Origin of the sequence: Sphingomicrobium aestuariivivum, from assembly GCF_024721585.1 — a bacterium.
Lineage (GTDB): Bacteria > Pseudomonadota > Alphaproteobacteria > Sphingomonadales > Sphingomonadaceae > Sphingomicrobium > Sphingomicrobium aestuariivivum.
The window spans coordinates 774,709-798,171 of record NZ_CP102629.1 but is presented as its reverse complement, the minus strand read 5'-3'; the positions used below and the strand labels follow the sequence as shown (position 1 = coordinate 798,171).

Here is a 23,463-nt window from a genome sequence, read left to right as displayed (position 1 = left end):
CCGTGCGCCGTGATTGTCAACCATGGCGGCGGCGGGGCGGCGGGGCGCTCGGCGCTTGCATGCGCCTGTCGCAGTGCTTAGGCGATGGGCCAACAGGAGGCTTCATGACCAAGATTTACGACAGTGCGGCCGATGCGCTCGAGGGCATCCTCGAGGACGGCATGCTGATCGCCGCGGGGGGCTTCGGCCTGTGCGGCATTCCCGAGCGGCTGCTCGACGCGATCCGCGACAGCGGGGTGAAGGGGCTGACCTTCGCCTCGAACAATGCGGGCATCGACAATGAGGGCATCGGCAAGCTGCTGCGCACGCGGCAGGTGAAGAAGATGATCTCTTCCTACGTCGGCGAGAACAAGGAATTCGAGCGCCAGTATCTGGCGGGCGAGCTCGAGGTGGAATTCTGCCCGCAGGGCACGCTGGCCGAGCGCATGCGCGCGGGCGGCGCGGGCATTCCCGGCTTCTATACCAAGACCGGCGTCGGCACCGTGGTCGCCGAGGGCAAGGAAGTGAAGAATTTCGACGGCCAGGATTATATCCTCGAGCGCGGCATCTTCGCCGACCTGTCGATCGTGAAGGGCTGGAAGGCGGACGAGGCGGGCAACCTCATGTTCCGCAAGACCGCGCGCAACTTCAACCTGCCGGCGGCGACCTGCGGCAGGATCTGCGTGGCCGAGGTCGAGGAAATCGTACCGGTCGGCAGCCTCGATCCGGACTGCATCCACTTGCCCGCCGTCTATGTGAACCGCCTCATTTCGGGCGCGCCCTATGACAAGAAGATCGAATTCGTGACGACGCGCGAGCGGGAGGAAGCATAGTGCCCTGGGATCGTAACCAGATGGCGGCGCGGGCCGCGCAGGAGCTGGAAGACGGCTTTTTCGTCAACCTCGGGATCGGCATCCCGACGCTCGTTGCCAACTATATCCCCGAGGGGAAGACGGTGACGCTGCAGTCGGAAAACGGGATGCTCGGCATCGGGCCCTTCCCCTATGCCGACGAGGTCGACGCCGACCTCATCAATGCGGGCAAGCAGACGATCAGCCAGCTGCCGCAGTCCTCCTATTTCGACAGCGCGCAGAGCTTCGCGATGATCCGCGGGGGGCATATCGACCTCACCGTGCTCGGCGCGATGGAAGTGAGCGAGAAGGGCGACATCGCCAACTGGATGATCCCCGGCAAGATGATCAAGGGCATGGGCGGGGCGATGGACCTCGTCGCGGGCGTGAAGAAGATCATCGTCGTGATGGAGCATGTCTCGAAGAACGGCGATGCCAAGTTCAAGCCCGCCTGCGACCTGCCGCTCACGGGACAGAATGTGGTCGACATGATCATCACCGACCTCGGCGTGCTCCGCCGCAAGGATCATGACAGCGCCTTCGAGCTGATCGAGCTGGCGCCCGACGTCACCGAGGCCGAGATCGCCGAGAAGACCACGGCGTCCTACAAGGTCGCGCTTTGATCCGCGCCGGCCTCGGGATCCTCGCGCTGCTGGCGGTGGCCGGCTGCGAGGCGCCCGAGCCGGTGGTGATCGACGGGTCGAGCGAGGAGGCGTTTGCCGCCTCGGCCGCGGCGGCGCGCGCGCAGCTGCCGCTCGATGACCGGCTGGTCTTCGACCGCGCCTTGAACACGGTCGGCGCGCGCTCCAACCGCGAACGCGATGTCGACGCTTTCCGCCGCCGCGCCTTCGACGGCATGACCGCCGCGCAGGTGGTCGAGGATGCGCGCGCGCGGGGAATCATGAACGAGGGGAACTGAGGATGCGCACGCTGTTGAGCCATGAGCCGGGCGGGCCCGAGACGCTGAAGCTCGAGGAAGTGGAGGCGCCCGAGCCGGGGCCGGGGCAGGTGCGGATCGCGGTCAAGGCGGCGGCGATCAACTATCCCGATTTGCTCATCATCCAGGACCTCTACCAGATGAAACCGCCGCGCCCCTTCGCGCCGGGCGGCGAGGTGGCGGGCGTCGTCGACAAGGTCGGCGAGGGGGTCGAGCATTTGTCCGAGGGCGACCGCGTGATCGCGGTGCCGGGCTTCGGCGGGCTGGCAGAGCAGGTGGTGGTCGAGGCGAAGGCGGCGATCCCGCTGCCCGAGGGCGCGAGTTACGCGCAAGGTGCGGCGCTCTTGCTGACCTATGCGACCGCCATCCACGCGCTCAAGGACCGCGGGCGTATTGCCGCGGGGCAACAGGTACTGGTGCTCGGCGCGGCGGGCGGGGTCGGGCTGGCCGCGGTCGAGCTGGCCAAGGCTTATGGCGCGCGCGTCGTTGCTGCCGTGTCGAGCCCCGACAAGGCGCGGGTCGCCAAGGAAGCGGGCGCCGACGATTGCGTCATCTATGCGCGCGGGCCGCTCGACAAGGAGGCGTCCAAGGCGCTGGCCAAGCAGTTCAAGGATGCCGCCAAGGGCGAGGGCTTCGATATCGTGCTCGATCCCGTCGGCGGCGATTATGCCGAGCCGGCGCTGCGCAGCCTCGGCTGGCAGGGACGATTCCTCGTGGTCGGATTTCCGGCGGGGATCCCGAAGCTGCCGCTCAATCTCGCGCTCCTCAAGGAGGCCGAGGTGAGCGGGGTCTTCTGGGGTGCCTTCGCGATGCGCGATCCGCAAGCCTATGGGGCACAGGTGAAGGAGCTGTTCGCGCTGCTCGCCGAGGGCAGGATCAGCCCGCGCGTGACGGGCACCTATCCGCTCGAGAAGGGCGGCGAGGCGATTGCCGCGCTGGCGACGCGCAAGGTGACCGGCAAGCTCGTCGTGACGATGGACTGAGGCGGCCCGTGGCGACGCCCGCACCCGACAACCTCCCGCTGATGCCGATCGGCTGCTGGGCAGTGCCGCTCGGGCTGGCGGGGACCGCGCTTGCCGTGAACCAGAGCGAGGAGCCGGGCTGGTGGATGCTCGGGCTCGGCATCGTCTTCACGCTGTTCGCGCTTGCCTATGTCGACCGCATGGTCGCGGCGCGGCGGGCGGGGCGCGCGGCGGCGGGGCAGGGCAAGCGCGCGCTGGTGACGGGGTCGATGGCGGCGCTCTTCGTCACGCTCTACTTCATCGGTCGCTGAGCGCGCTGTCCGTCGGCGTCTTGCGTCCCGCTACGGAACAGGACGGCCGATTTCACGTTTTGTTTGACGACCCGGGGGAAAGGGCTAGTTGCGCCCCGACCATCGGACGCGGGAAGCCGTGTGTTTCATTCGGTGACACGTGTGAATCCTTCAGCTTCCGTATAGTTTTCTCCTGTATAAAGGGCGTAACGAAAGATGATCGACATGCGACACGCCACGCTCCTCTCGCTTGCCACCATCCTGTGCGCGTCCTTGCCGGCCGCCGCCGGCGCCGAAAGCGCGCCCATGGGCGCCGCGACCTATGCCGCGGCCGCGCCCGCCCACGCGCCGCGCTGGTCGGGGAGCCAGGATGACGAGCAGGCGGCCGATCGTCTCATCACCCTCCTGCGCACCGCCGATTTCGAAGGTTTCGACAAGGGGCCGACCATCGCCGCGCAGGCGACGGGCCTGCGCCAGCGCATCAAGAGCGGTGACCGCAATGCGGCGGCCGAACTGTCGCAGCTGCTCGACCGCGCCTATATCGATTATGTCAGCCTGCTCCAGCGCCCGACGAGCGGTGTCGAGATCGGCGATCCTTACCAGAAGCCCGCGAGTTTCTCGCGCGGGGACCAGATCAAGCTGCTCGAACGTGCGCCCTCGCTGTTCCAGCTGGTGCGCCAGCAGACCAGCCGCAACATCGTCTATGAAAAGCTTCGCGCCGCCGCCATCGCGCAGGGTCGCGGGCTGCCTGCCGATGCCAAGCGCGCGCTGATGGCGACGCTCGAGCGCACCCGCGCGCTACCCAAGCGCGACCGCTTCGTCCTCGTCGATGTCGCGACCCAGCGGCTGTGGATGTACGAGAACGGCCAGCCGGTCGACAGCATGAAGGTGGTGGTCGGGCGCGACGAGGGGCACAAGCGTACCCCGCTCATCAACTCGACCATCCACTATGCAACCCACAAGCCCTACTGGCACGTGCCGGACTCGCTCGTGCGCGACACCATCGGACCCAAGATCAAGGACCAGGGACAGGCCTATCTCGACCGCCAGGGGTACGAGATCGTCGACCGCTGGGCGCTCGATGCCAAGGTACTGAGCCCGAGCGAGATCGACTGGTCGACCGCGCTCCAGCCCGGCAATCTCAAGGTGCGGCAGCTTCCGGGGCGCTACAATTCGATGGGGAATTACAAGTTCAATTTCCCCAATGCGACGGGCATCTACCTGCACGACACGCCGATGAAGGATTATTTCAACAAGGACGTGCGAACCCTGTCGAACGGCTGCATCCGTCTCGAGGATGCGGCGCGCTTTGCCCAGTGGCTCTACAAGGGGCGCCCGGTGCCCGACATCCGCGGCACCGAGACGCACGACCAGCTGCCCGAGGGCGTGGCGGTGTTCGTCACGTACCTGACTGCCGAGGCGATCGAGGGGCCGCTGCGCATCGCGCACGACGTCTATGGCATCGACGGCGAGCAGCAGCTGGCCGAGCAGGTCGCCGCCGCGACCCGCCTTGCCAATGCCGACGAGGCCGCCGCTTTCTAGGCCACTTGCCGTTCCGGCCCAATTTTAGGCGCACCGGCGCATTGCGCGCCCGCGTCCTGCGCCCTATCTCGACGGGGAACCGTCAAGATCAAGGGGACAGTGTCATGGGTCAATTCGACGATCGCGAGAAGGCGTTCGAGAACAAGTTCGCACGCGACCAGGAAATGCAGTTCAAGATTGCCGCCCGCCGCAACCGGCTGCTCGGGGCATGGGCCGCCGAGAAGATGGGGCTGTCGGAGGTCGAAGCCGAAAATTACGCCAAGGAAGTCGTGCGTGCCGATTTCGAGGAAGCGGGCGACGAGGACGTGATCCGCAAGCTTTTGGGCGATCTCACGCAGGCGGGCTGCGATGTCAGCGAGGCCGACATCCGCGCCGCGCTCGAGCACAAGCAGGTCGAGGCGCGCCGCCACTTCATCGAGAGCATGGACTGATGCCGATGAGCGGCGAGGCGATCGTGGCGGCGATTACCGCCGCGATCCCCGATGCGCACGTCGAACTGACCGACCTTGCGGGCGACGACGACCATTGGGCCGCCGTCGTCACCAGTAGCGAGTTCGAAGGATTGAGCCGGGTGAAGCAGCACCAGAAGGTGTATGCCGCATTGGGTGGCCGCATGGGCGGCGAGTTGCATGCGCTTCAGCTCACCACCAAATGCCCCCCGGCATAGGAGACAAGACATGAGCGATATCAAGACGCGCATCGATGCGCTGGTGAAGGACCATGACGTCCTTCTCTTCATGAAGGGCTCCAAGCTCTTCCCGCAGTGCGGCTTCTCGAGCCGCGCGGTGGCCATCCTCGACCGCCTCGTCGGCGAGGATTTCGAGACGGTCGACGTGCTGCAGGACCAGGAGATCCGGCAGGGCATCAAGGACTATTCGGACTGGCCGACCATCCCGCAGCTCTATGTGAAGGGCGAATTCGTCGGCGGCTCGGACATCATGATGGAGATGTACGAGAGCGGCGAATTGAAGGCGATGCTCGAAGGCTGAGGGGCGAGGGGCTGTCGGCCCCGCTCCGGCCCGATGGGGCCCAAGAGAAAAGGGACGGTGACGTCGGGGACCAGATACCCGTTGTCACCGTCCCTTTAGCTTTGGTTTGTGGAACCAATGTGGACGCCGAATACTTTGCATGCCGCGTGCCAATTTTCGGGAAGGCCGGAAAACAGGCAAAAATCTAGCAAGCGCATCGCGGCGCGGCAGCGGAGGCGTAAAAAATTTCGACAGTCGGGCTCCTGTTGAAGCGAAAATATCGCGCTTGCCGATTTTTCGCCCATTTTCCCCTGCAATGGGGCGACCATGCTTGATCGAACCACCTACCCGGCGGGCCGTCCGCCCATGCTTTGCGACCTGACGCAGAACTACTCCGAGACCGGCGGGGGCGGGGGCAATTACCTGCGCTACAAGCGGCGCTATATCCGCGACAATCTCGACTGGCAGCACCTGCTCGTCATTCCCGGCCCCGAGGACAAGGTGGTCGAGGAAGGTCGGCTGATCACGGCCTATGTGAAGAGCCCGACGCTGCCGCACCAGCCCAACTACCGGCTGATGCTCAGGAACAAGCAGGTGCGCGCGATCCTCGATCGCTTCCGGCCCGACGTGATCGAGTCGATCGACCCTTACAATTTGCCGTGGGCGGCGCTGAAATATCGTGACGCGACGCCCGGCACGGCGACGGTGGCGGGCTATCGCACCGATTTTCCCGAGGCGCATTTCTACGAGGCCGTGCATCATCTCGCGGGCAAGCGCGTCGGCCGCTTCGCTGCCGACATGGCGCGGCGTTATGCCAAGAAGCTCTACAACCGCTTCGATGCGGTCTATGCGCTCAATCCCATCGCGCTGAAGCAATTCCGCGAGATGGGGGTGGTCGACCCCTTCCAGCTGCCGCAGGGCATCGACCTGTCGCAGTTTCGCGAGGAAGAGCGCGACCCCGATTTCCGCGCGCGCCTCGGCATTTCCGACAAGCAGCCGCTGCTCGTCTACGCCGGCCGGCTCGACCGCGAGAAGCGCGTGCAGGTCGTGCTCGACGCCTTCCGCCGGCTGCCCGAGGAGATGGGCGCGCATCTCCTCATCCTCGGCGACGGCAAGTGGCGGCAGCGCCAGATCGAGCAGGGGCTCGAGCCCGTCGTGCACATGCCGGGCTATCTCAAGGACCGGCAGGCGCTGGCGCGGGCCTATGCCTCCTCCGACATCTATGTCTCGGCCATGCCCTATGAAGTGGCGGGCAATTCGATCCTCGAGGCGCAGGCCGCGGGGCTGCCGGTCGTCGGCGTCGAGGCAGGGTCGATGCCCTGCCAGGTGCCGCCCGGTACCGGCTATCTCGGTCCGGTCGACGATGCCGCCGCCATGGCCGCCAACATCGAACGCGTGTGGCGCGAGGGTGCGGCCATGATCGGCGCCGAGGGCAAGAAGATGGTGCGCTCCACCTACAGCTGGGACAAGACCTTCGAGATGCTGTTCGGCGAGGTCTATCCGACCGCGCTGGAGCGGCGCCGCAGTCGCGACCTTGGTGCCGAGGTGCCGGTCGGGGCGGACATGGCGCTGGCGACCCGCTGATCGCTGCCCTATTCATCGGTCGTTAAAGCGCCGCGGCGAAGCCTCGCGCGAAATCGATCGAAGGGGACCCCCATATGCTTCTGACCACGCTCGCCGCCGCGCTCGCCCTCCAGCCCGCGCCGCCGCCGCCGCCGCCCACGCCCAAGGTCGAAGCGGCCGAGGAAGGGCAGAAGCGCGTCGTGCGCCGCGAAGTCCGCCGCTGGGTCGATGAAAATGGCGAGGTGATGGAGGAAGAGGTCGAGACCGAAGTGACGGTCGAGGAGGGCACGCCCGAATGCGCGACCCGCGCCTTTGCCGCCGATGCCGAGACGGTGGGCGAGGATGGCGAGAAGCGGGTGAGCCGCATCGTGCTGTGCGCCGACAGCGATGATCCCGCGACCTATCGCACCATGCTCGAGAGCGCCAAGGAGCAGATCGGCAAGACCGACCAGCTGAGCGCCGAGAGCCGCGAGGAGCTGCTCGGGGCGATCGACGAGGAAATCGCGAGCCTCGACGCCGAATAGGGCGGGGCGGGGCGGCGTGCTCCCCCGCGCCGACTTGATCCCGTTTGTCGAAAAAGATCACCCGGTCCGTCACTCGGGGCTTGACGATTACGATTGTAGACGTAATGACTACGAGCGTAATCGAACAGGAGCCCGAGTCTTGGACAAGCGTGTCAGCGAAGCCGAACTGGAAATCATGGAGGCGCTGTGGACGGCGAGTCCGACCGCGATGAGCGCCGCCGAGGTAGCCGAGGCCGTGCCGCAGAGCCGCGGCTGGAGCCTGCCGACGGTCAAGACCATGCTCTCGCGCCTCGCCCAGAAGGGCGCGGTGCGGCATGTCGCCGAGGGGCGGCGCTACCTCTACAGCCCCGCGATCGAGCGCGATGCCTATGTCGGCGGGGAAAGCCGCCGGCTGGTCGACCGATTGTTCGGCGGCAAGCTCACCCCGATGATCGCGCGTCTCGCCGAGGAAGAAGCGATCGACGAGGATGAGATCGCCGAAATCGAAAAGCTGCTGAAGGAGCTCCGCAAATGAGCGAATGGCTGATCGAAACGCTCGTCTGGACCAGCGCGCTGATGGTGCTGGTGCTGCTGATCCGCGGCCCCGTGGCCGAGAAATTCGGCGCCCGCGTCGCCTATTCGCTGTGGCTGCTGCCCGCCGCGCGCTTCCTGGTGCCGACCTTCGAGACGGTGGTCGAACGCGAGGTCGCGGCGCCGACCGTGCTGCCTGCTGCTGCCGTGAGCGCGGGCGGGCAGGAACAGGCGCTCGCCGATGCCTTCATCGTCGCCGCCATGCGCGGGCAATCCGAGGCGGGCGGGGCGCTCGCGCCCGCGGCGCCCTCCTATGACTGGCCGCTCCTCCTGCTGACCGTCTGGGCGATCGGCGCGGTGGCGACCTTCCTGATCTACCAGGGGCGCTACATTGCGCACCGCCGCGCCATCCTCGGACCTGCCACCAAGGTGGAACGGGTCGGCGGCATCGACCTCATGGTCTCGCCCGCAGCCCCCGGACCGATGGCCTTCGGCACGCTCAACCGCGTGATCGCGCTGCCCCAATCCTATGCCGACCGGTGCACCGACATCGAGCTCGATCTCGCCCTCGAGCACGAATTGTCGCATCATCGTTCGGGCGATTTGTTCGCCCGCCAGTTCGGCCTGTTCGTCCTTTCTCTCCACTGGTTCAACCCGATCGCGTGGAAAGCCTATGCGGCCTTCCATTTCGACCAGGAGGCGGCGTGCGATGCCCGTGTCCTGGCGCGGCGCGGTCCCAAGGCCCGGGCCGATTACGGCCGGGCGATCGCCAAGTCGGCGGCGCCCGCGCGGCTGCTCTTTGCCAATGCCCGCGACACCAGCCTGAAACGGAGATTGAAGATGATGACCAACAGTGCACACCGCCCCGCGGGCACGCTGATGATGATCGCGGCCGCCGCGATCCTGCTGCCCGCCACCGCCAGCCGCGCCGTGAGCGTGGTGGACGTGCCCGCCGCCGCGCCCGCCGCGCCGGTCGCGCCGGTCGTGCCGACCGCGGTGCAGGCCCCGATGGCGCCGGTCGCGCCGGTCGCACCGGTCGCTCCCGTTGCGCCGGTCGCCGCGCTTGCCGCCGCACAGGACGACCATGACGGGCTCCACATCAAGCTCGATGTGGACGACGACAAGGATTACAGCGAGATGACCGCCGCCGAGCGCCGCGAATTCGATGCGGCGATGGAAGGCATTCGCGAGGCGATCGTCGAACTGCGCGCCGAGAAGGTCGAGGTCCGGCAGGAGCTCGCGGAGGAAATGGCCGAGATGCGCCGCGAGGTCGTCATCGACCGCGAGGAAATGCGCGCCGAGCTGGCCGAGGCCGAAGCTGAAATCGAGGCCGCGATTGCCGAGATCGATGCCGAAGCCGCCGAGCTTCGCGCCAAGGGACAGGACCCCGAAGTGATCAAGGCGAGCCTGCGCGCCGCCAAGGCCTCGCTCTCGGCGATGGATATCGACGCAGTGGTCGAAGCTGCCACGCAGTCCGTCGATGTGGATATGGTCATCTCCAGCCTCGATGCGGCAGAAACGGGCCTTGAAGCGGCACTTGCCGACATGGAGGCTCGCCGGAACCGCTAGGATCCGTCCCTAAACCCCACGGGATCCGGCAAGCAGGGGGCGGCTCGAGGTGAAGGCCTCGGGGCGCCCCCTTTCTTTTGCCGATCCGTCCCGCTTTGCCTTGGCGCGGCGGGCCCCGCGTGGCAGGAGCGTGGGCGTGGATGCTCCGTACGCCCGATTGGAAATGCTGCGCCCCGGTGTGGGGCGGCTGCTGGCACGCAATCCCTCGCCCTATACCTTCACCGGCACGCAGACCTATTTCGCGGGCGATGACACCGAAGTGGTCGTCATCGACCCCGGCCCCGACATGGAGGCGCATGTCGAGGCGATCGTCGCGGCGGTGGGGAGCCGCAAGCTCCTCGCCATCGCCTGCACGCATACGCATCGCGACCATTCGCCCGCCTCGCGTCCGCTGAAAGCGGCGACGGGGGCGCCGATCATCGGCTGCGGGCCGCTTAGCTTGGACGATGACGGCCCGCGCGCCGATGCGAGCTTCGATGACGATTATGCCCCCGACCATATCCTCGGCGACGGCGAGACGCTGCATGTGGGCGGGCACGATTTCGTCGCGGTGGCGACGCCGGGGCACACCTCCAACCATCTCTGCTTCGCCTATCGTGGCGCCTTGTTCACGGGCGACCATGTGATGGGCTGGTCAACGAGCGTGATCGTGCCGCCCGACGGCGACATGGGCGCCTATTTGCGCAGTCTCGACAAGCTCCGGGGGCGCGAGGAGGACGAGGTCTATTATCCCGCCCACGGCCCCGAAATCGAGCGGCCTCGGCGGCTGGTGCGGCACCTCATGGGTCACAGGATGGCGCGCGAGAAGCAAATCTTGAAGGCGGTGATGGCGGGCGATGACGACGTCCATGCCATTGTCGCTACCTGCTATCCGGGGCTCGACGAGCGGCTCGTGCCCGCTGCCGGCGGCTCGGTAACCGCACATCTCATCGAACTTGCCCGCAAGGGGTGCGTTGAGGAGGTGGAGGGACGATGGATAGCGACCGACAAGCCAATTCCGAACGACAGCGACCGGGACTGATCCGCCCGATCCTCATCGCCTTGCTGGCGGTGGGAGTGGCGGCGGTGGTCTTCCTCGCCATCCTCGCGCTGCTCGACCGCGCCGACAAGGGGCCGAGCCCCGAGACGGTGGTCGCGACCAGCCTCGAGGCGATGCAGGCGCAGAACCGGCTGACCCCCTTTACCGCGCGATTCGTGTCGGTGGTGACCTCGCGGCAGCGGCGGCTGGCGGGGTTGTTCGAGGCCGAGCGCACGCTGATCCTGCCGGGCACGGCGCGCTATGAGGTCGACATGGCCGCGCTCGAGGCCGACGACCTCGAATGGGACGCGGGCAGCGGTACGCTGACCGTGACGCTGCCCGAGATCGAGATCGCGGGACCCGAGGTCGATCTCGCCGGCGCGCGCGAATATGGCGAGGACGGTATCCTCGGCGCGCTGACCGATGCCGAGGAAGTACTTGGCGATGCCAACCAGCGCGCAGCGCTTGCCGACCTTCGCAAGCAGGCGGGCGGCGCGGTGCCGATGCGGCTGGCGCGCGAGGCGGCGCGCGAGGCGGTGGCGCGCAATTTCGAACTGCCGCTGCGCGTCGCGGGGCTCGAAAATGCGCGCGTCATCGCCCGTTTCGAAAGCGATCCCGACCCCTCGACGGAGGCGGTCGACGTGTCTACCAGCTATGAAGATGCCATTGCGGCCGGCCGAGCGCGCCGGGCCGCCCAAGGAGAAGAATGATGAGTGCCCCCCAGCGTCCGCCCCAGGGCGACGACCTCCTCGCCGAAATCGAGCGCCTGAAGAAAGAGCGCAACGCGGTCATCCTCGCCCATTATTACCAGAAGCCCGAGATCCAGGACCTCGCCGATTTCGTCGGCGACAGCCTCGACCTGTCGCGGAAAGCGGCGGCGACCGATGCCGAGGTGATCGCCTTTTGCGGGGTGCGCTTCATGGCCGAGACGGCCAAGATCCTGAGCCCCGAGAAGACCGTGATCCTGCCCGACATGGACGCCGGTTGCAGCCTCGAGGACAGCTGCCCGCCCGACCAGTTCAAGGCGTTTCGCGAGGCGCATCCCGACCATATCGCGCTGACCTACATCAACTGCTCGGCAGAGGTGAAGGCGCTGTCGGACATCATTGTGACGTCCTCGTCGGCGCAGGAAATCCTCGACCAGATCCCGATGGACCAGAAGATCATCTTCGCGCCCGACCGCCATCTCGGGGGCTATCTCGCGCGCAAGACGGGGCGCGACATGCTGCTGTGGCCGGGCATCTGCATCGTCCACCAGGCTTTCTCGGAAACCGAGCTCCTCAAGCTCAAGGCCGAGCATCCGGGCGCGCCGGTCGCGGCGCATCCCGAATGCCCGCCGCATATCGTCGAACATGCCGACCATGTCGGCTCGACCAGCTCGATCCTCAAATTCTGTTCCGAGACCGAGGCGGATACCGTGCTGGTCGCGACCGAGCCGCATATCATCCACCAGATGGAGAAGGCGCGGCCCGAGACCAATTTCATCGGGGTGCCGGGCGGCGACGGCAACTGCAACTGCAACATGTGCCCCTATATGGCGCTTAACACGCTCGAGAAGCTCTATGTCGCGCTGCGCGACATGGAACCTCGGATCGAGCTCAGCCCCGAGCTGATGGACGCGGCGCGAAAGCCCCTCGACCGCATGCTCGACATGGCGGGGCGCACCGTGGGGCAGGGCGACGTCGGCAAGCCGCAGATCCGCTAGGCGTCAGCCAGCAACGACAAGGGCGGCCCGTGCACGAAGCGCGGGCCGCCCTTTTTCGTGACGGACGGGCTGCCTTGCCGATCAGGCCCCGATCATCACGGTCGTGCCGATATCGGTCAGACCGAACAAATTCTTCGCGAACTGCTTGGGCAGGCGGATACAGCCCGCGCTGGCCGGATGGCCGGGATTCGGGCCGGCATGGAGCGCGATGCCATGTTCGTCGAGGAACTGGGTGTAGGGCATCGGGGTCATCTCATAGGCCTTGGAATAGTGCATCTGCTTCTTGAGCCAGATGGGGAAGATGCCCTGTGGGGTGAGCTTGTCGTCGCGCGCGGTGGTCACCGCTGCCGCGCCGACCAGCGTGTCGCCCATGTAGGCGAAGGCGAGCTGGCGCGAGATGGAGATGACGATGCGCATGTCGCCCTCGGCATCGCCGCGTTTCCACTTGTACTTGTTGGGCGCGATATCGTCGACGTCGAAGCGCTCCTGCATGTCGCGATAGCCGCGTTCGGCCTGCTTGGCGGCCTCGGCGAGCGCGGCATAGCCTTCGAGCGTATTGGTGCCGCCGGCGATGTCGCCGTCAATGGTGACGTCGGCTTCGTCATAGTCGAAGCTGCGGCCGTCGTAATAATAGACGCGTTCGAGATTGGAGGCGTCATAGTCGAAGGCGGCAAGGCTGCCGGTGGCAGCGCTGCTGTTGCTGTTGGCGCTGCCATTGGCAGCGAGGCTGGCGTGGACGGGGCTCGACAAGGCGAGCGCGACGGTCGCCAGCGAAAGGGCTAGCGTCTTCATAATCAACACTTTCTTCGAGTGAACAGTCGCTAGGTCAAACCCGAGTAAGCGTCAAAGTTCCGTCAATTTCGGGTCCGTAACGCTTAGTCGAAGTCGGGCTGCGCCGGGTGATGTTTATCGAGATGTTTGCGGATAATCCGCAGGTTCCGGCTGTTCGAGCGGAAGAAGAAGTCGGGGACGATCCCGATGACCGGGATGGCGCCCACCGCCATGTCGAACAGCGTGTTGAGGTTCATCCGCGCCATCTGCCATTTGGACAGCCCGAGGTTGCGCGCCTCCCAGACGAGATAGGTGCCGAGCGCGGCGCCCGAGATGGTGCCGACGCCGGGGACGAGGCTGAGGATCGCGTCGAGGCCGACGGGGCGGTTGATGCCGGGCACGGTGAACAGGCGCTCGAGGACATATTCGAGCCGCTCGACGCGGGCGCGGACGGCATCGGGTGCTTTCGACAGGCGGGCACGGTCGTAGAGGTCGGGCATCAACGTCTCCTCGGCTCGCGCAGGCCGCCGATGAAATGGCGCGCGAAACGGTTTTCGGCAAAGCCGGTCAGGCCGGGCGCGACGAGCGACCAGCGCACGGGGGCGGCGATCGGCATGAAGAGCTGCGCCTCCTCGATGCGCGCGGCGGCCTCGGCGAGGAGCGCGTTGCGGCGCGCGGGATCGCGGGTCGCGCGGGCTTCGTCGAGCAGGCGGTCGGCCTCGGCATCGCAGATGGTGACGCGCGCACAGCGGAACTGGCGCAGGAACCAGGCCGAATTGGCGGCAGGCGCGACGCGGTCGATGAGGACGAGGTCGGCCTGCTCGGGCTCGGCCACGCGGGCGGGGGAAAGGCCGATGGCGCTCCAGTCAGCAAGGAGGCGCGTGAACAGGATGTCGGCGCCGGGGCCGTCGGGCAACGCGATCGCGATTTCCGTGTCGTCGAGTTCGGCCCCGGCGAGTGCTTCGCGTGCGGCGGCGCGGCGATCCTCGAGCGGTTCGGCAACGAAGGCGGGCGGGCGCGGACGCACATCCATGTCGAGCGCGTCCTGCAGCACGGTGGCGCGGGGCAGGAGGCTACGCACGCCGAGCGCCGAGATGATGGCGTCGCGGTCGATCGCGGCGGACAGGGCGCGGCGCAATTCGGGGCTGGCGAGGGGGCCCTCGGCGGACTGCGGGACAAGCCCGAAAAGCCCCGCGACCGGATCGAAGCGCGGGCGGCCGAAGGTCCTTGCAGCCTCGAGCGCGAGCGGCGCGGTGGCAAAGGTGCCGCCGGTGACGAGATCGGCCTCGCCCTCGGTGAAGGCCCCGATCGCCTGTTCGGCGCTCCGCCCGGTATCGACCCGGACCCGTTCCTCGACGAGGTCGCCGCGCGGCGTCTCGACCATGCGCCCGACCGTGACCGCGGCGACCTTGACCTCCGGGCGGTCAATGCGGGTGAATGGGCCGGTACCGTCTCCCTGCCGCGCGATCGACAGCTCGGGACGGGCGAGGAGCTGGAGGAAGTTGCGCTGCGGAGCAGCAAGGCGGATCTCGATCACCTTGTCGGTCATGGCGCGCACGTCCTCGATGGCGCCGAACTCGTCGGCGATCGAGTCGCGGGTGAGCTGTTGTTCGAGGAGCCGCGCGACGGCGGGGGCGGTCACCGGTTCGCCGTCGGCCCAATTGATGTCGGCAAGACGGAAGATGTAGCTGCGCCCATCGTCGGACACGTGCCAGCTCGTGGCGAGGCCCTGCTCGATCTCGCCCGCCGCGTCGAAGCGGACGAGGCCCTGCGCCAAGGCGGCGTCGAGCATCTGCTCCTCGACATCCGGGTCGATGACGACGACCACCACCTCGCCATCCTGCGCGCCGCCACAGCCCGCGAGCGCCAGCGAGATGGCGCTGGCGACGAGGGTCGGGAAGGACGGGCGGGACGGAAACATCGGGGCTCCTATGGCCGTTTCAGACGGGGTTCAGCAAGCGGATGCTGCGATGGACTCAACTGTTATATATGTATAAGACAGCGGGATGATCCAGACAAGGTTGGCAGACTGATGGCCGAACGCGACCAGCCGTCTTTCGATCCGGCGGGCGAGGGTGCCCTGCCGCCGTTCGACGACACGCCCGTCGCACCGCCGCGGCGGCGGCGGCGCTGGCGCTGGCTGCGCTGGGGCTTCACCGCCTTCGCGGCCCTGTTCGTGGCGCTCGTCCTGTGGCTGGTCGTGACCGCGCCGCTCGGGCGCAGCCTCGAGCCGCTCGAGGAGCCTGCGATGCTGTTCGTCTCGGCCGATGGCGAGGCGATCGCGCGGCGCGGGGCGATCAAGGACGAACCGGTCGATGTCACGCAATTGCCCGCCCATGTCACCAACGCCTTCATCGCCATCGAGGACAGGCGCTTCTATTCGCACTGGGGCGTCGACCCCCGCGGCGTGGCGCGCGCCGCGATCGCGAACGCGCAGGCGGGCGGTGTCCGGCAGGGCGGCTCGACCATCACCCAGCAGCTCGCCAAGACCGCCTTCCTCGATGGGGAGCGCTCGATGACGCGCAAGGCGCGCGAGGCGGTGATCGCCTTCTGGCTCGAGGGCTGGCTGACCAAGGACGAGATCCTGTCGCGCTATTTGTCGAGCATCTATTTCGGCGACGGCGTCTATGGCCTGCGCGCCGCCGCGCGGCACTATTTCGACCGCGCACCCGAGGACCTCACGCTGGCCGAGAGCGCCCTTCTCGCAGGCATGGTGAAGGCGCCCTCGCGGCTTGCGCCGACGCGCGACCTCGAGGCGGCGCAGGCGCGCAGCCGTATCGTGCTGCAGGAAATGGCCGACATGGGCGCGGTGAGCCAGTCCGAGGCGAGCGGGGCGAAGAGCGCCACGCTGCGCGGGCGGCGGGCGCGGCTTCCGACCGGCACCTATTTTGCCGACTGGGTGGCGCCGCGCGCGCGGCGGACCATCGAGGCGGGCTATGGCGTGACCACCGTGCCGACCACGCTCGATGCCGATCTCCAGCGGATCGCGGTGCAGGCGACGATCAATGCCAATCTCGGTGACCGGCAGGTCGGCTTCGTGGCGATGCGCCCGACGGGCGAGGTCGTCGCGCTGATCGGCGGGCGGAGCTACAAGAAGAGCCCCTTCAATCGCGCCACGCAGGCGACGCGCCAGCCGGGCAGCGCGTTCAAGCTCGCCGTCTATCTCGCCGCCTTGCGCGCCGGCTGGTCGCCCGATGACCTGATCGAGGATACGCCCATCACGGTCGACGGCTGGAGCCCGCAGAACAGTGACGGGCAATATCGCGGGCGCATCACGCTGCGCGAGGCCTTTTCGCGCTCGTCCAACGCGGCGACGGTGCGGCTGGCGCAGGAAGTGGGGCGCGAGCGCATCGTGCGCACCGCGCGCGAGCTCGGCATCACTGCCGACATCCCCGACGGGCCGAGCTTCGCGCTGGGCACCGGCGGGGTGCCGCTCATCGAGATGACGGCGGCCTATGCGGCGATCGCGGGCGGGGCCTATCCGGTCGAGGTCGCGGGGCTCGAGGCCGACCTGGGCGGGCAGGGTGGCGCCATCCGCCGCCAGGCGGGGCTCGATCCGCGGCAGGAATGGGCGCCGATGCTCGACCTTCTCTACAATGCCGCCAATCGCGGCACGGGGCGGCGCGCCGCGCTTTCCAATGTGCCGACCTTCGGCAAGACCGGCACCACGCAGGACAATCGCGACGCGATCTTCATCGGCTTTGCCGGCAACCTCGTGGTCGGCGTGTGGGTCGGCCATGACGATGACCGCTCGCTCGGCAATGTGTCGGGGGGCACGCTTCCCGCTGCGATCTTCAAGGATTTCATGAGCCGCGCCATGCGCGTCGACGGGACCCGCGGCCCGCGCCTGCCGGTCGATTTCCGTCCCCGCCGCGAGCTGCCGCCGCCGGGGATGCCGGTGCCGGGACGGGGCCGCGAGGATCGCCATATCCTGCGCGACCTGGCGCGGGAAATTGAGGACTTTCTCGACCGCATTTAGATTTTTCCGGCGGATTGCCGTCAAAAATCGAGGTTAATGGTTAACGAGAAATCCGGTGCGGGATTAAGACTTTCTCAACTCCTCCAAGGCTATCTGGAATGACCGGACACGGGATTTTTCCCGAGGTCGGCGGACACTGGGGGATGTCCCCCTCGAATTTGTGGAACCAATTGGAGACCAGTCATGACCAAGATCATCAAGATGCTGAAGAACGACAAGGGTGCGACCGCGATCGAATACGGCCTGATCGCCGCCCTCATCGCCGTTGCCGCGATCGCCGCCATGAGCTCGATCGGCACCCAGCTCGGCTCGACCTTCAACAACGTTGCCAACAAGCTCTAAGCTGTAGCGACATTGTTGCAAAGTTGGGGGCGGTACCTTCGGGTGCCGCCCCTTTCTTTTGTCGGCCTGTCTCCTCGGGGGGGCGGGTCTTTTGCGTTGCCGGGACGAGAAAGGCACGTCAGCGCCTCTCGATCGGCAGGACGGCCCCGGGGCCTTCTCCGGACGAGGTCGCGCCCATGGGGCCGCGGGGACGATGCTCAACGTCCCGACAGGGCGCGGGGGGGCGACGTCCATCAGCCCTGCGTCGCGCCGACCTCCTTGCCGCCCGAAAACGAAAAAGGCGCCGCTTGCGCGACGCCTTTTCTCGTATCCCTTGAGGGGATGGTGGAGCCGAGGGGGATCGAACCCCTGACCTCTACAATGCCATTGTAGCGCTCTCCCAGCTGAGCTACGGCCCCAGAGCGTGGGGCGTCGTTTAGAAGGTTTGGCTGGCGATGCAAGCCAAAAATTTCACGACGCCCAAATTGCCTTAATTTTCGTCGTCGCCGTCGTCATCCTTGGTGACAGTGACGCCCGCATCGCCGGTGTCGAGATCGACATCATCATCGGCGCTGCCGCCGTCATCGTCCTCGACATCGTCGAGATCGTCGCCGGCGAGATCCTCGTCCTTCTTCTTCTTGTCGTCGTCGTCGAAGGGCAGCGGCTGCTTGGACTTGAGCACGGGCTCGGGGATCCATTCGGCATCGCATTCGATGCAGCTGACCGGCTCGTCGTTGCCGAGGTCGTAGAAGCGGGTGCCGCATTTCGGGCAGGTCCGCTTGGTGCCCCATTCGGGTTTGACCATCTGTCTTCCTCTTATGTGTGCGAGGCCGGATACAGACTGCCGGCCATGATGTTCATCGGGCGGCGCCTTGCCATAGCCCGCTAGCGCTGTCAAAGCCCTGTCATCATGGAAAAGCCCTCGCGCCTCGTCATCGCCGTCGACGGTCCCGCCGCCAGCGGCAAGGGAACGATCGCCCGCGCGCTCGCCCGCCACTACGACCTGCCGCACCTCGACACCGGCATGCTCTATCGCGGGGTGGCGCTGTCGCTGTTCCGCTTCGGCGGCGATCCGGGCAATGTCTTCGAGGCGCGCCGCGCGGTCGAGGCATTGGAGCAGGTCGACCTCGGCGACGAGGAATTGCGCTCGGAGACGATCGGGGAGATCGCCAGCCGCGTCTCGGCCTATCCCGAAGTGCGCGAGGCGCTGTTCAAGCGCCAGCAGGACTTTGCCGGTCAGGATGGCGGCGCGGTGCTCGACGGGCGCGACATCGGCACGGTGATCGCGCCGGATGCCACCGCCAAGCTGTTCGTGACCGCGAGCCCAGAGGTGCGCGCCCAGCGCCGCTTCAAGGAGATCGAGGGGCGGGGCATCCCCGTGCATCTCGAAGACGTCCTCGCCGACATCCGTGCCCGCGACGAGCGCGATGCGGGGCGCGACAGCGCGCCGCTGGCGCAGGCCGCCGACGCGGTGCTGCTCGACACCAGCGCGATGGGCGTCGAGGAAGCCATCGCAAAGGCGCTCGAGGCCGTCGAGGCGGCGCGAGGATAGCCTTGAAAAAATAGCGCTTTGCCGCTACAGCGCGCCCGTCCAGCGAGCCGACCGGTTCGCGGGGTGCCCGTCTCCAGCTTCAAGTGACGGAACTTACTGGCGATTTTGTCGGTCGTTTCGCTTCATGACGATGCTGTCGCAGCCCCCGTGTCCTGCCGGCCTGGTGGATGTCGCTTCGCGATGGTCGCGGGGCGGGATTGGATCAGGTTTGTCCAAGTCCGCAAGGAGAAGGTCTTCCGTGGTGGAAGGTCCGGCGGCAAACCCAGAGACGAAAGAAGTGAACTTTATGGCCGATACGGCTTTCCCGACGCGCGACGATTTCGCCGCGCTTCTCAATGAAAAACTCGGTGGCGAGGACGAAGGCTTCGAAGGCCGCGTCGTCACCGGCAAGGTGACCGGCATCGAGAACGATCTCGCCGTCATCGACGTGGGCCTCAAGTCGGAAGGCCGCGTGCCGCTCCGCGAATTCGCCGCCCCGGGCCAGAAGGCCGAACTCAGCGTCGGCGACGAAGTCGAAGTCTATGTCGACCGCGTCGAGAACGCCAATGGCGAAGCGATGCTGTCCCGTGACCGTGCGCGCCGCGAAGCCGCCTGGGACAAGCTCGAGAAGCAGTTCGAGGCCGACGAGCGCGTCGAAGGCAACATCTTCGGCCGCGTGAAGGGCGGCTTCACCGTCGACCTCGGCGGTGCGGTGGCCTTCCTTCCGGGCAGCCAGGTCGACATCCGCCCCGTGCGCGACGTCACCCCGCTGATGGACATCCCCCAGCCGTTCCAGATCCTCAAGATGGACCGTCGCCGCGGCAACATCGTCGTGTCGCGCCGCGCGATCCTCGAGGAAACCCGCGCCGAACAGCGTTCGGACCTCATCCAGAGCCTGACCGAAGGCCAGGTCATCGAGGGCGTCGTCAAGAACATCACCGATTACGGTGCCTTCGTCGACCTCGGCGGCATCGACGGCCTGCTCCACGTCACCGACATCAGCTACAAGCGCGTCGGTCACCCGAGCGAGGTTCTCGGCATCGGTGACAAGGTCAAGGTGCAGATCATCCGCATCAACCGCGAGACCCAGCGCATCAGCCTCGGCATGAAGCAGCTCGAAGCCGATCCGTGGGAAGGCGCCTCGGCCAAGTATCCGGTCGACGCCAACTTCACCGGCCGCGTGACGAACATCACCGAATATGGTGCCTTCGTCGAACTCGAGCCGGGCATCGAAGGCCTCGTCCACGTCTCGGAAATGAGCTGGACCAAGAAGAACGTCCACCCGGGCAAGATCGTCTCGACCTCGCAGGAAGTCGAAGTCAAGATCCTCGAGGTCGACGAAGAAAAGCGTCGCATCTCGCTCGGCCTCAAGCAGGCCCAGTCGAACCCGTGGCACGACTTCGCGGACAAGTTCCCGGTCGGCACCGAGGTCGAGGGCGAAGTCAAGAACGCCACCGAATTCGGTCTCTTCATCGGCCTTCCGGGCGACGTCGACGGCATGGTCCACATGTCGGACATCGCCTGGGGCGTGTCGGGCGAGGAAGCGCTGCAGCTCCACCACAAGGGTGAGACGGTCAAGGCCGTCGTTCTCGACGTCGACGTCGAGAAGGAGCGCATCAGCCTCGGCATGAAGCAGCTCGAGCGCGGCGGCGTTGCCGTCGGCGGCGGCGACGGCGTGAAGAAGGGCGAGACGGTCACCGTCACCGTCCTCGACGTGCGCGACGGCGGCCTCGAAGTGCAGGCCGGCGACGATGGCGCCATCGGCTTCATCCGCCGTTCGGACCTCGGCCGCGACCGCGACGAACAGCGTCCGGAGCGTTTCCAGGTCGGCCAGAAGTTCGATGCCCTCGTGACCGGTTTCGACCGTTCGAAGAAGCCGAACTTCTCGATCAAGGCGCTGCAGATCTCGGAAGAGAAGCAGGCCGTCGCCCAGTATGGTTCGTCGGACAGCGGTGCCTCGCTCGGCGACATCCTCGGCGAAGCCCTGAAGCAGAAGGACGACAAGTAAGTCGCCTTTCCCTTCACGGGACAAAAAATTCGGGGCGGTGCGAGCAAGGGCTTGCACCGCCCCGTTTTTTTTCCCACTCCTTGTCACCGAGAGCCTGCCGGGGGGCGGGATGTTTGAGTGAATATGGGGGAAGAGGGCCGCATGATCCGTTCCGAACTGGTGCAGAAGCTTTGCCAGGATTTTCCGGATTTGACGCAGCGCGAGGTGGAAAGCGTCGTCGCCAACCTGTTCGACAGCATCATCGAGCAGCTTGCCGACGGGGGCCGTGTCGAGCTGCGCGGTTTCGGCGCCTTCTCGACGCGCCAGCGCGATGCGCGCACGGGGCGCAACCCGCGCACCGGCGAGCCGGTCGACGTGGCGGCCAAGCGCGTGCCCTACTTCAAGCCGGGCAAGGAAATGCGCGAGCGGCTGAACCTCAACGCCCACAGCGCCGACAACGACTAGCTTTCGGCCCCTGGCGGGCTGCAAATCACGAAAGCGGTCACTTCCGGTGCTCACATAGCCAAGGCTATGCTGCGCGCCGGGTCGCCCGCTTTCCCGATTTTCGCCTCGCCAGCGACCGAAAGGGTCGGGCGCCTTGGACATGGGCGCAATTGCCGCTAGGCGTTTCAGCGTGCGGACGTGGCGGAATGGTAGACGCATCCGACTTAAAATCGGCTTCCCCAACGGGAGTGCGGGTTCAAGTCCCGCCGTCCGCACCACCTTCTTCTTGCTGCCGCTAAACTCCGTTCGAGAGTTGAGCGAAATTTTAACCACTCGTGCCCCAATCAGGCTGGCATGAGTGGGTGGCATGACCTCGGTCCGCTGAAGCGGTTGGTTCACGCGTTGCGCTGGCGCCGCGAGTGGGTCACGCTGGCCATCCTCGTCGGTGCCATCGCGTTGTTCATCGTCAATGGCGCGAGCTTCTTCTTCCGCCTGAGCGAGGGGCTGCAGGGGGTCACCGCCGACCTCCGGGTCTCGACCGTTACGCTGGTCCTCAACGTCGCGCTGATCCTGTTCGGCTGGCGCTATTATGTCGACGTGCAGCACGAGATGCAGCGGCGCGAGGATAGCGAACGCCGCGCCCGCGAGCGAGCATCGATCGACGGCATGACGGGGCTGGCGAACCGCAAGGGCTTTTCCGAAGCGGGCCAGCGGGTCAACGCCGAGGACGCCCAGGGCCATGTCGCGGTCATCTCGCTCCAGCTCAACCGCTTCAAGTCGATCAACGAGCGCCACGGCTTCGACCTTGGTGACGAGCTCTTGCGCCGCATCGCCGCCGAGATTGCCGAGCTCGCCACCGGGGCGGTCGTGCCCGCGCGCGTGGCGGGGGACGAGTTCGCGCTGATCGTTCCGTCGTGCGCTGCCGATGTCGACAAGGCCGCGACCGAGACGCTCGCGCAGGCAATGCTCGACACCGCGACCAAGCCGTTCGATATCGACGGCAAGATGATCCAGGTCGGCGCCCATGTCGGCATCGCCACCGCGCCGCGCGGCGACCTGTCCGCCCGCGCGCTCCTGCGACGCGCCGATATCGCGCTGGCCGCGGGCAAGGCGGGCAGGCTGGCGCGCCCCGTCTGGTTCGACGATGGCATGGAACGCGAGCTCATCGCCCATTCGGAACTCGAGCAGGGCATCCGTGCCGGTGTGGAGGCAGGCCAGTTCCTCGCCCATTTCGAACCGCAGGTGGACCTTGCCACCGGCCGCGTCACGGGGTTCGAGGTGCTGTCACGCTGGGACCATCCGCTGGCGGGCATGATCGGCCCCGACCGCTTTATCCCCGTGGCCGAGGAGCATAATCTCATCGGGCCGCTCACCGAGCATGTCTTCAAGGGCGCGATGAAACGCGCGGCCGAATGGCCCGACGACATCGACCTGTCGATCAACATCGCACCCTCGCAGCTTAGCGACAGCTGGCTTGCACAGAAGCTCGTGAAGCTGCTTACCGAGACCGGCTTCCCGCCCGAGCGGCTGGTGGTCGAGATCACCGAAAGCTCGCTCTTCTCCGATCTCGAGGTGGCGCGCACGGTCATCGCCAGCCTCAAGAACCAGGGCATCCGCATCGCATTGGACGATTTCGGCACGGGTTTTTCGAGCCTGTCGCACCTGCGCGCGCTGCCCTTCGACATGATCAAGATCGACCGCAGCTTCGTCTCGAGCCTCGCCGAGGATCGAGAAAGCCGCGCGATCGTGCGCGCGGTGACGACGCTGGCGCAGGCGCTCGACATTCCCGTCACGGTGGAGGGGGTCGAGACCGCCCGCACCCATGCGCTGGTCATGCAGATCGGCTGCCAGAAGGGGCAGGGCTGGTATTTCGGCAAGCCGATGACCGCCGACCAGGCCGAGCAGCTCTTGCGTCACGGCGATGACGGGGTGGACGAGGTGCCGGGCGAACAGCGCGCTTCCTGAGGGAACCGTCCTGCCTTGGGACAAAAGTTAGCGGACAGTTTGCCCAA

At 66.7% G+C, this 23,463-nt stretch carries 26 protein-coding genes and 2 tRNA genes; 23 read left to right on the top strand and 5 right to left on the bottom strand.

The genetic code is table 11. The annotated features are described in order from the left end of the window. Window positions 1–104: 104 nt before the first annotated feature. From NUW81_RS04155 to nadA, 16 genes are all read left to right on the top strand, one after another. Window positions 105–812, top strand: a complete 708-nt coding sequence (locus NUW81_RS04155) for a CoA transferase subunit A (protein ID WP_245110633.1) — start codon at window positions 105–107, stop codon at window positions 810–812. Then, the gene (locus tag NUW81_RS04150) at window positions 812–1,453 is read left to right on the top strand and encodes a 3-oxoacid CoA-transferase subunit B (protein ID WP_245110630.1); all 642 of its coding nucleotides are present in this window, start codon (window positions 812–814) and stop codon (window positions 1,451–1,453) included. The genes NUW81_RS04155 and NUW81_RS04150 overlap by 1 nt, the downstream gene beginning before the upstream one ends. Then, window positions 1,450–1,749 carry a DUF6694 family lipoprotein gene (locus NUW81_RS04145; RefSeq protein ID WP_245110628.1) on the top strand — a complete coding sequence of 100 codons (300 nt, stop codon included), beginning with the start codon at window positions 1,450–1,452 and terminating at the stop codon, window positions 1,747–1,749. Before NUW81_RS04150 ends, NUW81_RS04145 begins: the two co-directional genes overlap by 4 nt. Before the next feature lie 2 nt (window positions 1,750–1,751). Then, entirely contained in the window at window positions 1,752–2,750 is a 999-nt protein-coding gene (locus NUW81_RS04140; protein WP_245110626.1) for an NADPH:quinone oxidoreductase family protein, read from the top strand. Window positions 2,751–2,758: 8 nt separating this feature from the next. Continuing rightward, window positions 2,759–3,040 carry a hypothetical protein gene (locus NUW81_RS04135; protein ID WP_245110624.1) on the top strand — a complete coding sequence of 94 codons (282 nt, stop codon included), beginning with the start codon at window positions 2,759–2,761 and terminating at the stop codon, window positions 3,038–3,040. A 195-nt stretch (window positions 3,041–3,235) separates the two neighbouring features. Then, window positions 3,236–4,561 carry a L,D-transpeptidase family protein gene (locus NUW81_RS04130; RefSeq protein WP_245110622.1) on the top strand — a complete coding sequence of 442 codons (1,326 nt, stop codon included), beginning with the start codon at window positions 3,236–3,238 and terminating at the stop codon, window positions 4,559–4,561. Between the two features lie 104 nt (window positions 4,562–4,665). Then, window positions 4,666–4,992 (top strand): DUF1476 domain-containing protein, encoded by a 327-nt coding sequence (locus tag NUW81_RS04125; protein ID WP_245110619.1) that lies wholly within the window; start codon window positions 4,666–4,668, stop codon window positions 4,990–4,992. Beyond that, entirely contained in the window at window positions 4,992–5,228 is a 237-nt protein-coding gene (locus NUW81_RS04120; protein ID WP_245110616.1) for a BolA/IbaG family iron-sulfur metabolism protein, read from the top strand. Before NUW81_RS04125 ends, NUW81_RS04120 begins: the two co-directional genes overlap by 1 nt. Before the next feature lie 10 nt (window positions 5,229–5,238). Continuing rightward, the gene (grxD, locus tag NUW81_RS04115; RefSeq protein ID WP_245110614.1) at window positions 5,239–5,550 is read left to right on the top strand and encodes a Grx4 family monothiol glutaredoxin; all 312 of its coding nucleotides are present in this window, start codon (window positions 5,239–5,241) and stop codon (window positions 5,548–5,550) included. Window positions 5,551–5,895: 345 nt separating this feature from the next. Beyond that, the gene (locus tag NUW81_RS04110; RefSeq protein WP_245110611.1) at window positions 5,896–7,113 is read left to right on the top strand and encodes a glycosyltransferase; all 1,218 of its coding nucleotides are present in this window, start codon (window positions 5,896–5,898) and stop codon (window positions 7,111–7,113) included. A 74-nt stretch (window positions 7,114–7,187) separates the two neighbouring features. Then, window positions 7,188–7,616 carry a hypothetical protein gene (locus NUW81_RS04105; protein ID WP_245110609.1) on the top strand — a complete coding sequence of 143 codons (429 nt, stop codon included), beginning with the start codon at window positions 7,188–7,190 and terminating at the stop codon, window positions 7,614–7,616. A 139-nt stretch (window positions 7,617–7,755) separates the two neighbouring features. Then, window positions 7,756–8,130 carry a BlaI/MecI/CopY family transcriptional regulator gene (locus NUW81_RS04100; RefSeq protein ID WP_245110606.1) on the top strand — a complete coding sequence of 125 codons (375 nt, stop codon included), beginning with the start codon at window positions 7,756–7,758 and terminating at the stop codon, window positions 8,128–8,130. Further along, window positions 8,127–9,695 (top strand): M56 family metallopeptidase, encoded by a 1,569-nt coding sequence (locus NUW81_RS04095; RefSeq protein WP_245110604.1) that lies wholly within the window; start codon window positions 8,127–8,129, stop codon window positions 9,693–9,695. The genes NUW81_RS04100 and NUW81_RS04095 overlap by 4 nt, the downstream gene beginning before the upstream one ends. A 163-nt stretch (window positions 9,696–9,858) precedes the next feature. After that, on the top strand, window positions 9,859–10,716 hold the full coding sequence (locus NUW81_RS04090; protein ID WP_245113677.1) for an MBL fold metallo-hydrolase: 858 nt from the start codon (window positions 9,859–9,861) through the stop codon (window positions 10,714–10,716). Next, window positions 10,668–11,423 carry a DUF4230 domain-containing protein gene (locus NUW81_RS04085; RefSeq protein WP_245110602.1) on the top strand — a complete coding sequence of 252 codons (756 nt, stop codon included), beginning with the start codon at window positions 10,668–10,670 and terminating at the stop codon, window positions 11,421–11,423. The genes NUW81_RS04090 and NUW81_RS04085 overlap by 49 nt, the downstream gene beginning before the upstream one ends. Beyond that, complete coding sequence (nadA, locus tag NUW81_RS04080; protein WP_245113672.1) at window positions 11,423–12,418, top strand: quinolinate synthase NadA; 996 nt, start codon at window positions 11,423–11,425, stop codon at window positions 12,416–12,418. The genes NUW81_RS04085 and nadA overlap by 1 nt, the downstream gene beginning before the upstream one ends. Before the next feature lie 81 nt (window positions 12,419–12,499). Here the strand turns inward: nadA and NUW81_RS04075 are convergent, their stop codons facing one another. The 3 genes from NUW81_RS04075 to NUW81_RS04065 form a co-directional block, all read right to left on the bottom strand. Next, on the bottom strand, window positions 12,500–13,210 hold the full coding sequence (locus NUW81_RS04075) for a L,D-transpeptidase family protein (RefSeq protein ID WP_245110600.1): 711 nt from the start codon (window positions 13,208–13,210) through the stop codon (window positions 12,500–12,502). 83 nt (window positions 13,211–13,293) lie between these two features. Then, the gene (locus NUW81_RS04070; protein WP_245110599.1) at window positions 13,294–13,689 is read right to left on the bottom strand and encodes a DUF4112 domain-containing protein; all 396 of its coding nucleotides are present in this window, start codon (window positions 13,687–13,689) and stop codon (window positions 13,294–13,296) included. After that, on the bottom strand, window positions 13,689–15,110 hold the full coding sequence (locus tag NUW81_RS04065) for an ABC transporter substrate-binding protein (RefSeq protein WP_245110597.1): 1,422 nt from the start codon (window positions 15,108–15,110) through the stop codon (window positions 13,689–13,691). The genes NUW81_RS04070 and NUW81_RS04065 overlap by 1 nt, the downstream gene beginning before the upstream one ends. A 111-nt stretch (window positions 15,111–15,221) precedes the next feature. Between NUW81_RS04065 and NUW81_RS04060 the strand changes: the two genes are divergently transcribed. Then, on the top strand, window positions 15,222–17,168 hold the full coding sequence (locus NUW81_RS04060) for a transglycosylase domain-containing protein (protein ID WP_245110594.1): 1,947 nt from the start codon (window positions 15,222–15,224) through the stop codon (window positions 17,166–17,168). Between the two features lie 183 nt (window positions 17,169–17,351). After that, complete coding sequence (locus NUW81_RS04055) at window positions 17,352–17,510, top strand: Flp family type IVb pilin (RefSeq protein ID WP_245110591.1); 159 nt, start codon at window positions 17,352–17,354, stop codon at window positions 17,508–17,510. A gap of 322 nt (window positions 17,511–17,832) precedes the next feature. Here NUW81_RS04055 and NUW81_RS04050 read toward each other — a convergent pair. Beyond that, window positions 17,833–17,908 (bottom strand) — tRNA-Ala (locus NUW81_RS04050). 71 nt (window positions 17,909–17,979) lie between these two features. After that, complete coding sequence (locus NUW81_RS04045) at window positions 17,980–18,294, bottom strand: FYDLN acid domain-containing protein (RefSeq protein WP_245110589.1); 315 nt, start codon at window positions 18,292–18,294, stop codon at window positions 17,980–17,982. A 105-nt stretch (window positions 18,295–18,399) separates the two neighbouring features. On the opposite strand from NUW81_RS04045, the gene NUW81_RS04040 reads away from it, so the two are divergent. The 5 genes from NUW81_RS04040 (at window position 18,400) to NUW81_RS04020 (ending at window position 23,416) form a co-directional block, all read left to right on the top strand. Further along, window positions 18,400–19,041, top strand: a complete 642-nt coding sequence (locus tag NUW81_RS04040; protein ID WP_245110587.1) for a (d)CMP kinase — start codon at window positions 18,400–18,402, stop codon at window positions 19,039–19,041. 286 nt (window positions 19,042–19,327) lie between these two features. Beyond that, window positions 19,328–21,028 (top strand): 30S ribosomal protein S1, encoded by a 1,701-nt coding sequence (gene rpsA, locus NUW81_RS04035; RefSeq protein WP_245110585.1) that lies wholly within the window; start codon window positions 19,328–19,330, stop codon window positions 21,026–21,028. A 141-nt stretch (window positions 21,029–21,169) separates the two neighbouring features. Continuing rightward, the gene (locus NUW81_RS04030; RefSeq protein ID WP_245110582.1) at window positions 21,170–21,472 is read left to right on the top strand and encodes an integration host factor subunit beta; all 303 of its coding nucleotides are present in this window, start codon (window positions 21,170–21,172) and stop codon (window positions 21,470–21,472) included. Window positions 21,473–21,643: 171 nt separating this feature from the next. Then, window positions 21,644–21,729: transfer RNA gene (locus NUW81_RS04025), tRNA-Leu, on the top strand. 76 nt (window positions 21,730–21,805) lie between these two features. After that, on the top strand, window positions 21,806–23,416 hold the full coding sequence (locus NUW81_RS04020) for a putative bifunctional diguanylate cyclase/phosphodiesterase (RefSeq protein ID WP_245110580.1): 1,611 nt from the start codon (window positions 21,806–21,808) through the stop codon (window positions 23,414–23,416). Window positions 23,417–23,463 lie beyond the last annotated feature (47 nt).

Bases quoted from the DNA above. Each gene is read 5' to 3' on its own strand.
- NUW81_RS04030 (WP_245110582.1), top strand. From the start codon at position 21,170: ATGATCCGTTCCGAACTGGTGCAGAAGCTTTGCCAGGATTTTCCGGAT.
- NUW81_RS04140 (WP_245110626.1), top strand. From the start codon at position 1,752: ATGCGCACGCTGTTGAGCCATGAGCCGGGCGGGCCCGAGACGCTGAAG.
- NUW81_RS04065 (WP_245110597.1), bottom strand. From the start codon at position 15,110: ATGTTTCCGTCCCGCCCGTCCTTCCCGACCCTCGTCGCCAGCGCCATC.
- grxD (WP_245110614.1), top strand. From the start codon at position 5,239: ATGAGCGATATCAAGACGCGCATCGATGCGCTGGTGAAGGACCATGAC.
- NUW81_RS04155 (WP_245110633.1), top strand. From the start codon at position 105: ATGACCAAGATTTACGACAGTGCGGCCGATGCGCTCGAGGGCATCCTC.
- NUW81_RS04090 (WP_245113677.1), top strand. From the start codon at position 9,859: ATGCTGCGCCCCGGTGTGGGGCGGCTGCTGGCACGCAATCCCTCGCCC.
- NUW81_RS04040 (WP_245110587.1), top strand. From the start codon at position 18,400: ATGGAAAAGCCCTCGCGCCTCGTCATCGCCGTCGACGGTCCCGCCGCC.
- nadA (WP_245113672.1), top strand. From the start codon at position 11,423: ATGAGTGCCCCCCAGCGTCCGCCCCAGGGCGACGACCTCCTCGCCGAA.
- NUW81_RS04055 (WP_245110591.1), top strand. From the start codon at position 17,352: ATGACCAAGATCATCAAGATGCTGAAGAACGACAAGGGTGCGACCGCG.
- NUW81_RS04125 (WP_245110619.1), top strand. From the start codon at position 4,666: ATGGGTCAATTCGACGATCGCGAGAAGGCGTTCGAGAACAAGTTCGCA.
- NUW81_RS04120 (WP_245110616.1), top strand. From the start codon at position 4,992: ATGCCGATGAGCGGCGAGGCGATCGTGGCGGCGATTACCGCCGCGATC.
- NUW81_RS04045 (WP_245110589.1), bottom strand. From the start codon at position 18,294: ATGGTCAAACCCGAATGGGGCACCAAGCGGACCTGCCCGAAATGCGGC.
- NUW81_RS04075 (WP_245110600.1), bottom strand. From the start codon at position 13,210: ATGAAGACGCTAGCCCTTTCGCTGGCGACCGTCGCGCTCGCCTTGTCG.
- NUW81_RS04110 (WP_245110611.1), top strand. From the start codon at position 5,896: ATGCTTTGCGACCTGACGCAGAACTACTCCGAGACCGGCGGGGGCGGG.
- NUW81_RS04130 (WP_245110622.1), top strand. From the start codon at position 3,236: ATGATCGACATGCGACACGCCACGCTCCTCTCGCTTGCCACCATCCTG.
- NUW81_RS04070 (WP_245110599.1), bottom strand. From the start codon at position 13,689: ATGCCCGACCTCTACGACCGTGCCCGCCTGTCGAAAGCACCCGATGCC.
- NUW81_RS04060 (WP_245110594.1), top strand. From the start codon at position 15,222: ATGGCCGAACGCGACCAGCCGTCTTTCGATCCGGCGGGCGAGGGTGCC.
- NUW81_RS04020 (WP_245110580.1), top strand. From the start codon at position 21,806: ATGAGTGGGTGGCATGACCTCGGTCCGCTGAAGCGGTTGGTTCACGCG.
- NUW81_RS04095 (WP_245110604.1), top strand. From the start codon at position 8,127: ATGAGCGAATGGCTGATCGAAACGCTCGTCTGGACCAGCGCGCTGATG.
- NUW81_RS04105 (WP_245110609.1), top strand. From the start codon at position 7,188: ATGCTTCTGACCACGCTCGCCGCCGCGCTCGCCCTCCAGCCCGCGCCG.
- rpsA (WP_245110585.1), top strand. From the start codon at position 19,328: ATGGCCGATACGGCTTTCCCGACGCGCGACGATTTCGCCGCGCTTCTC.
- NUW81_RS04085 (WP_245110602.1), top strand. From the start codon at position 10,668: ATGGATAGCGACCGACAAGCCAATTCCGAACGACAGCGACCGGGACTG.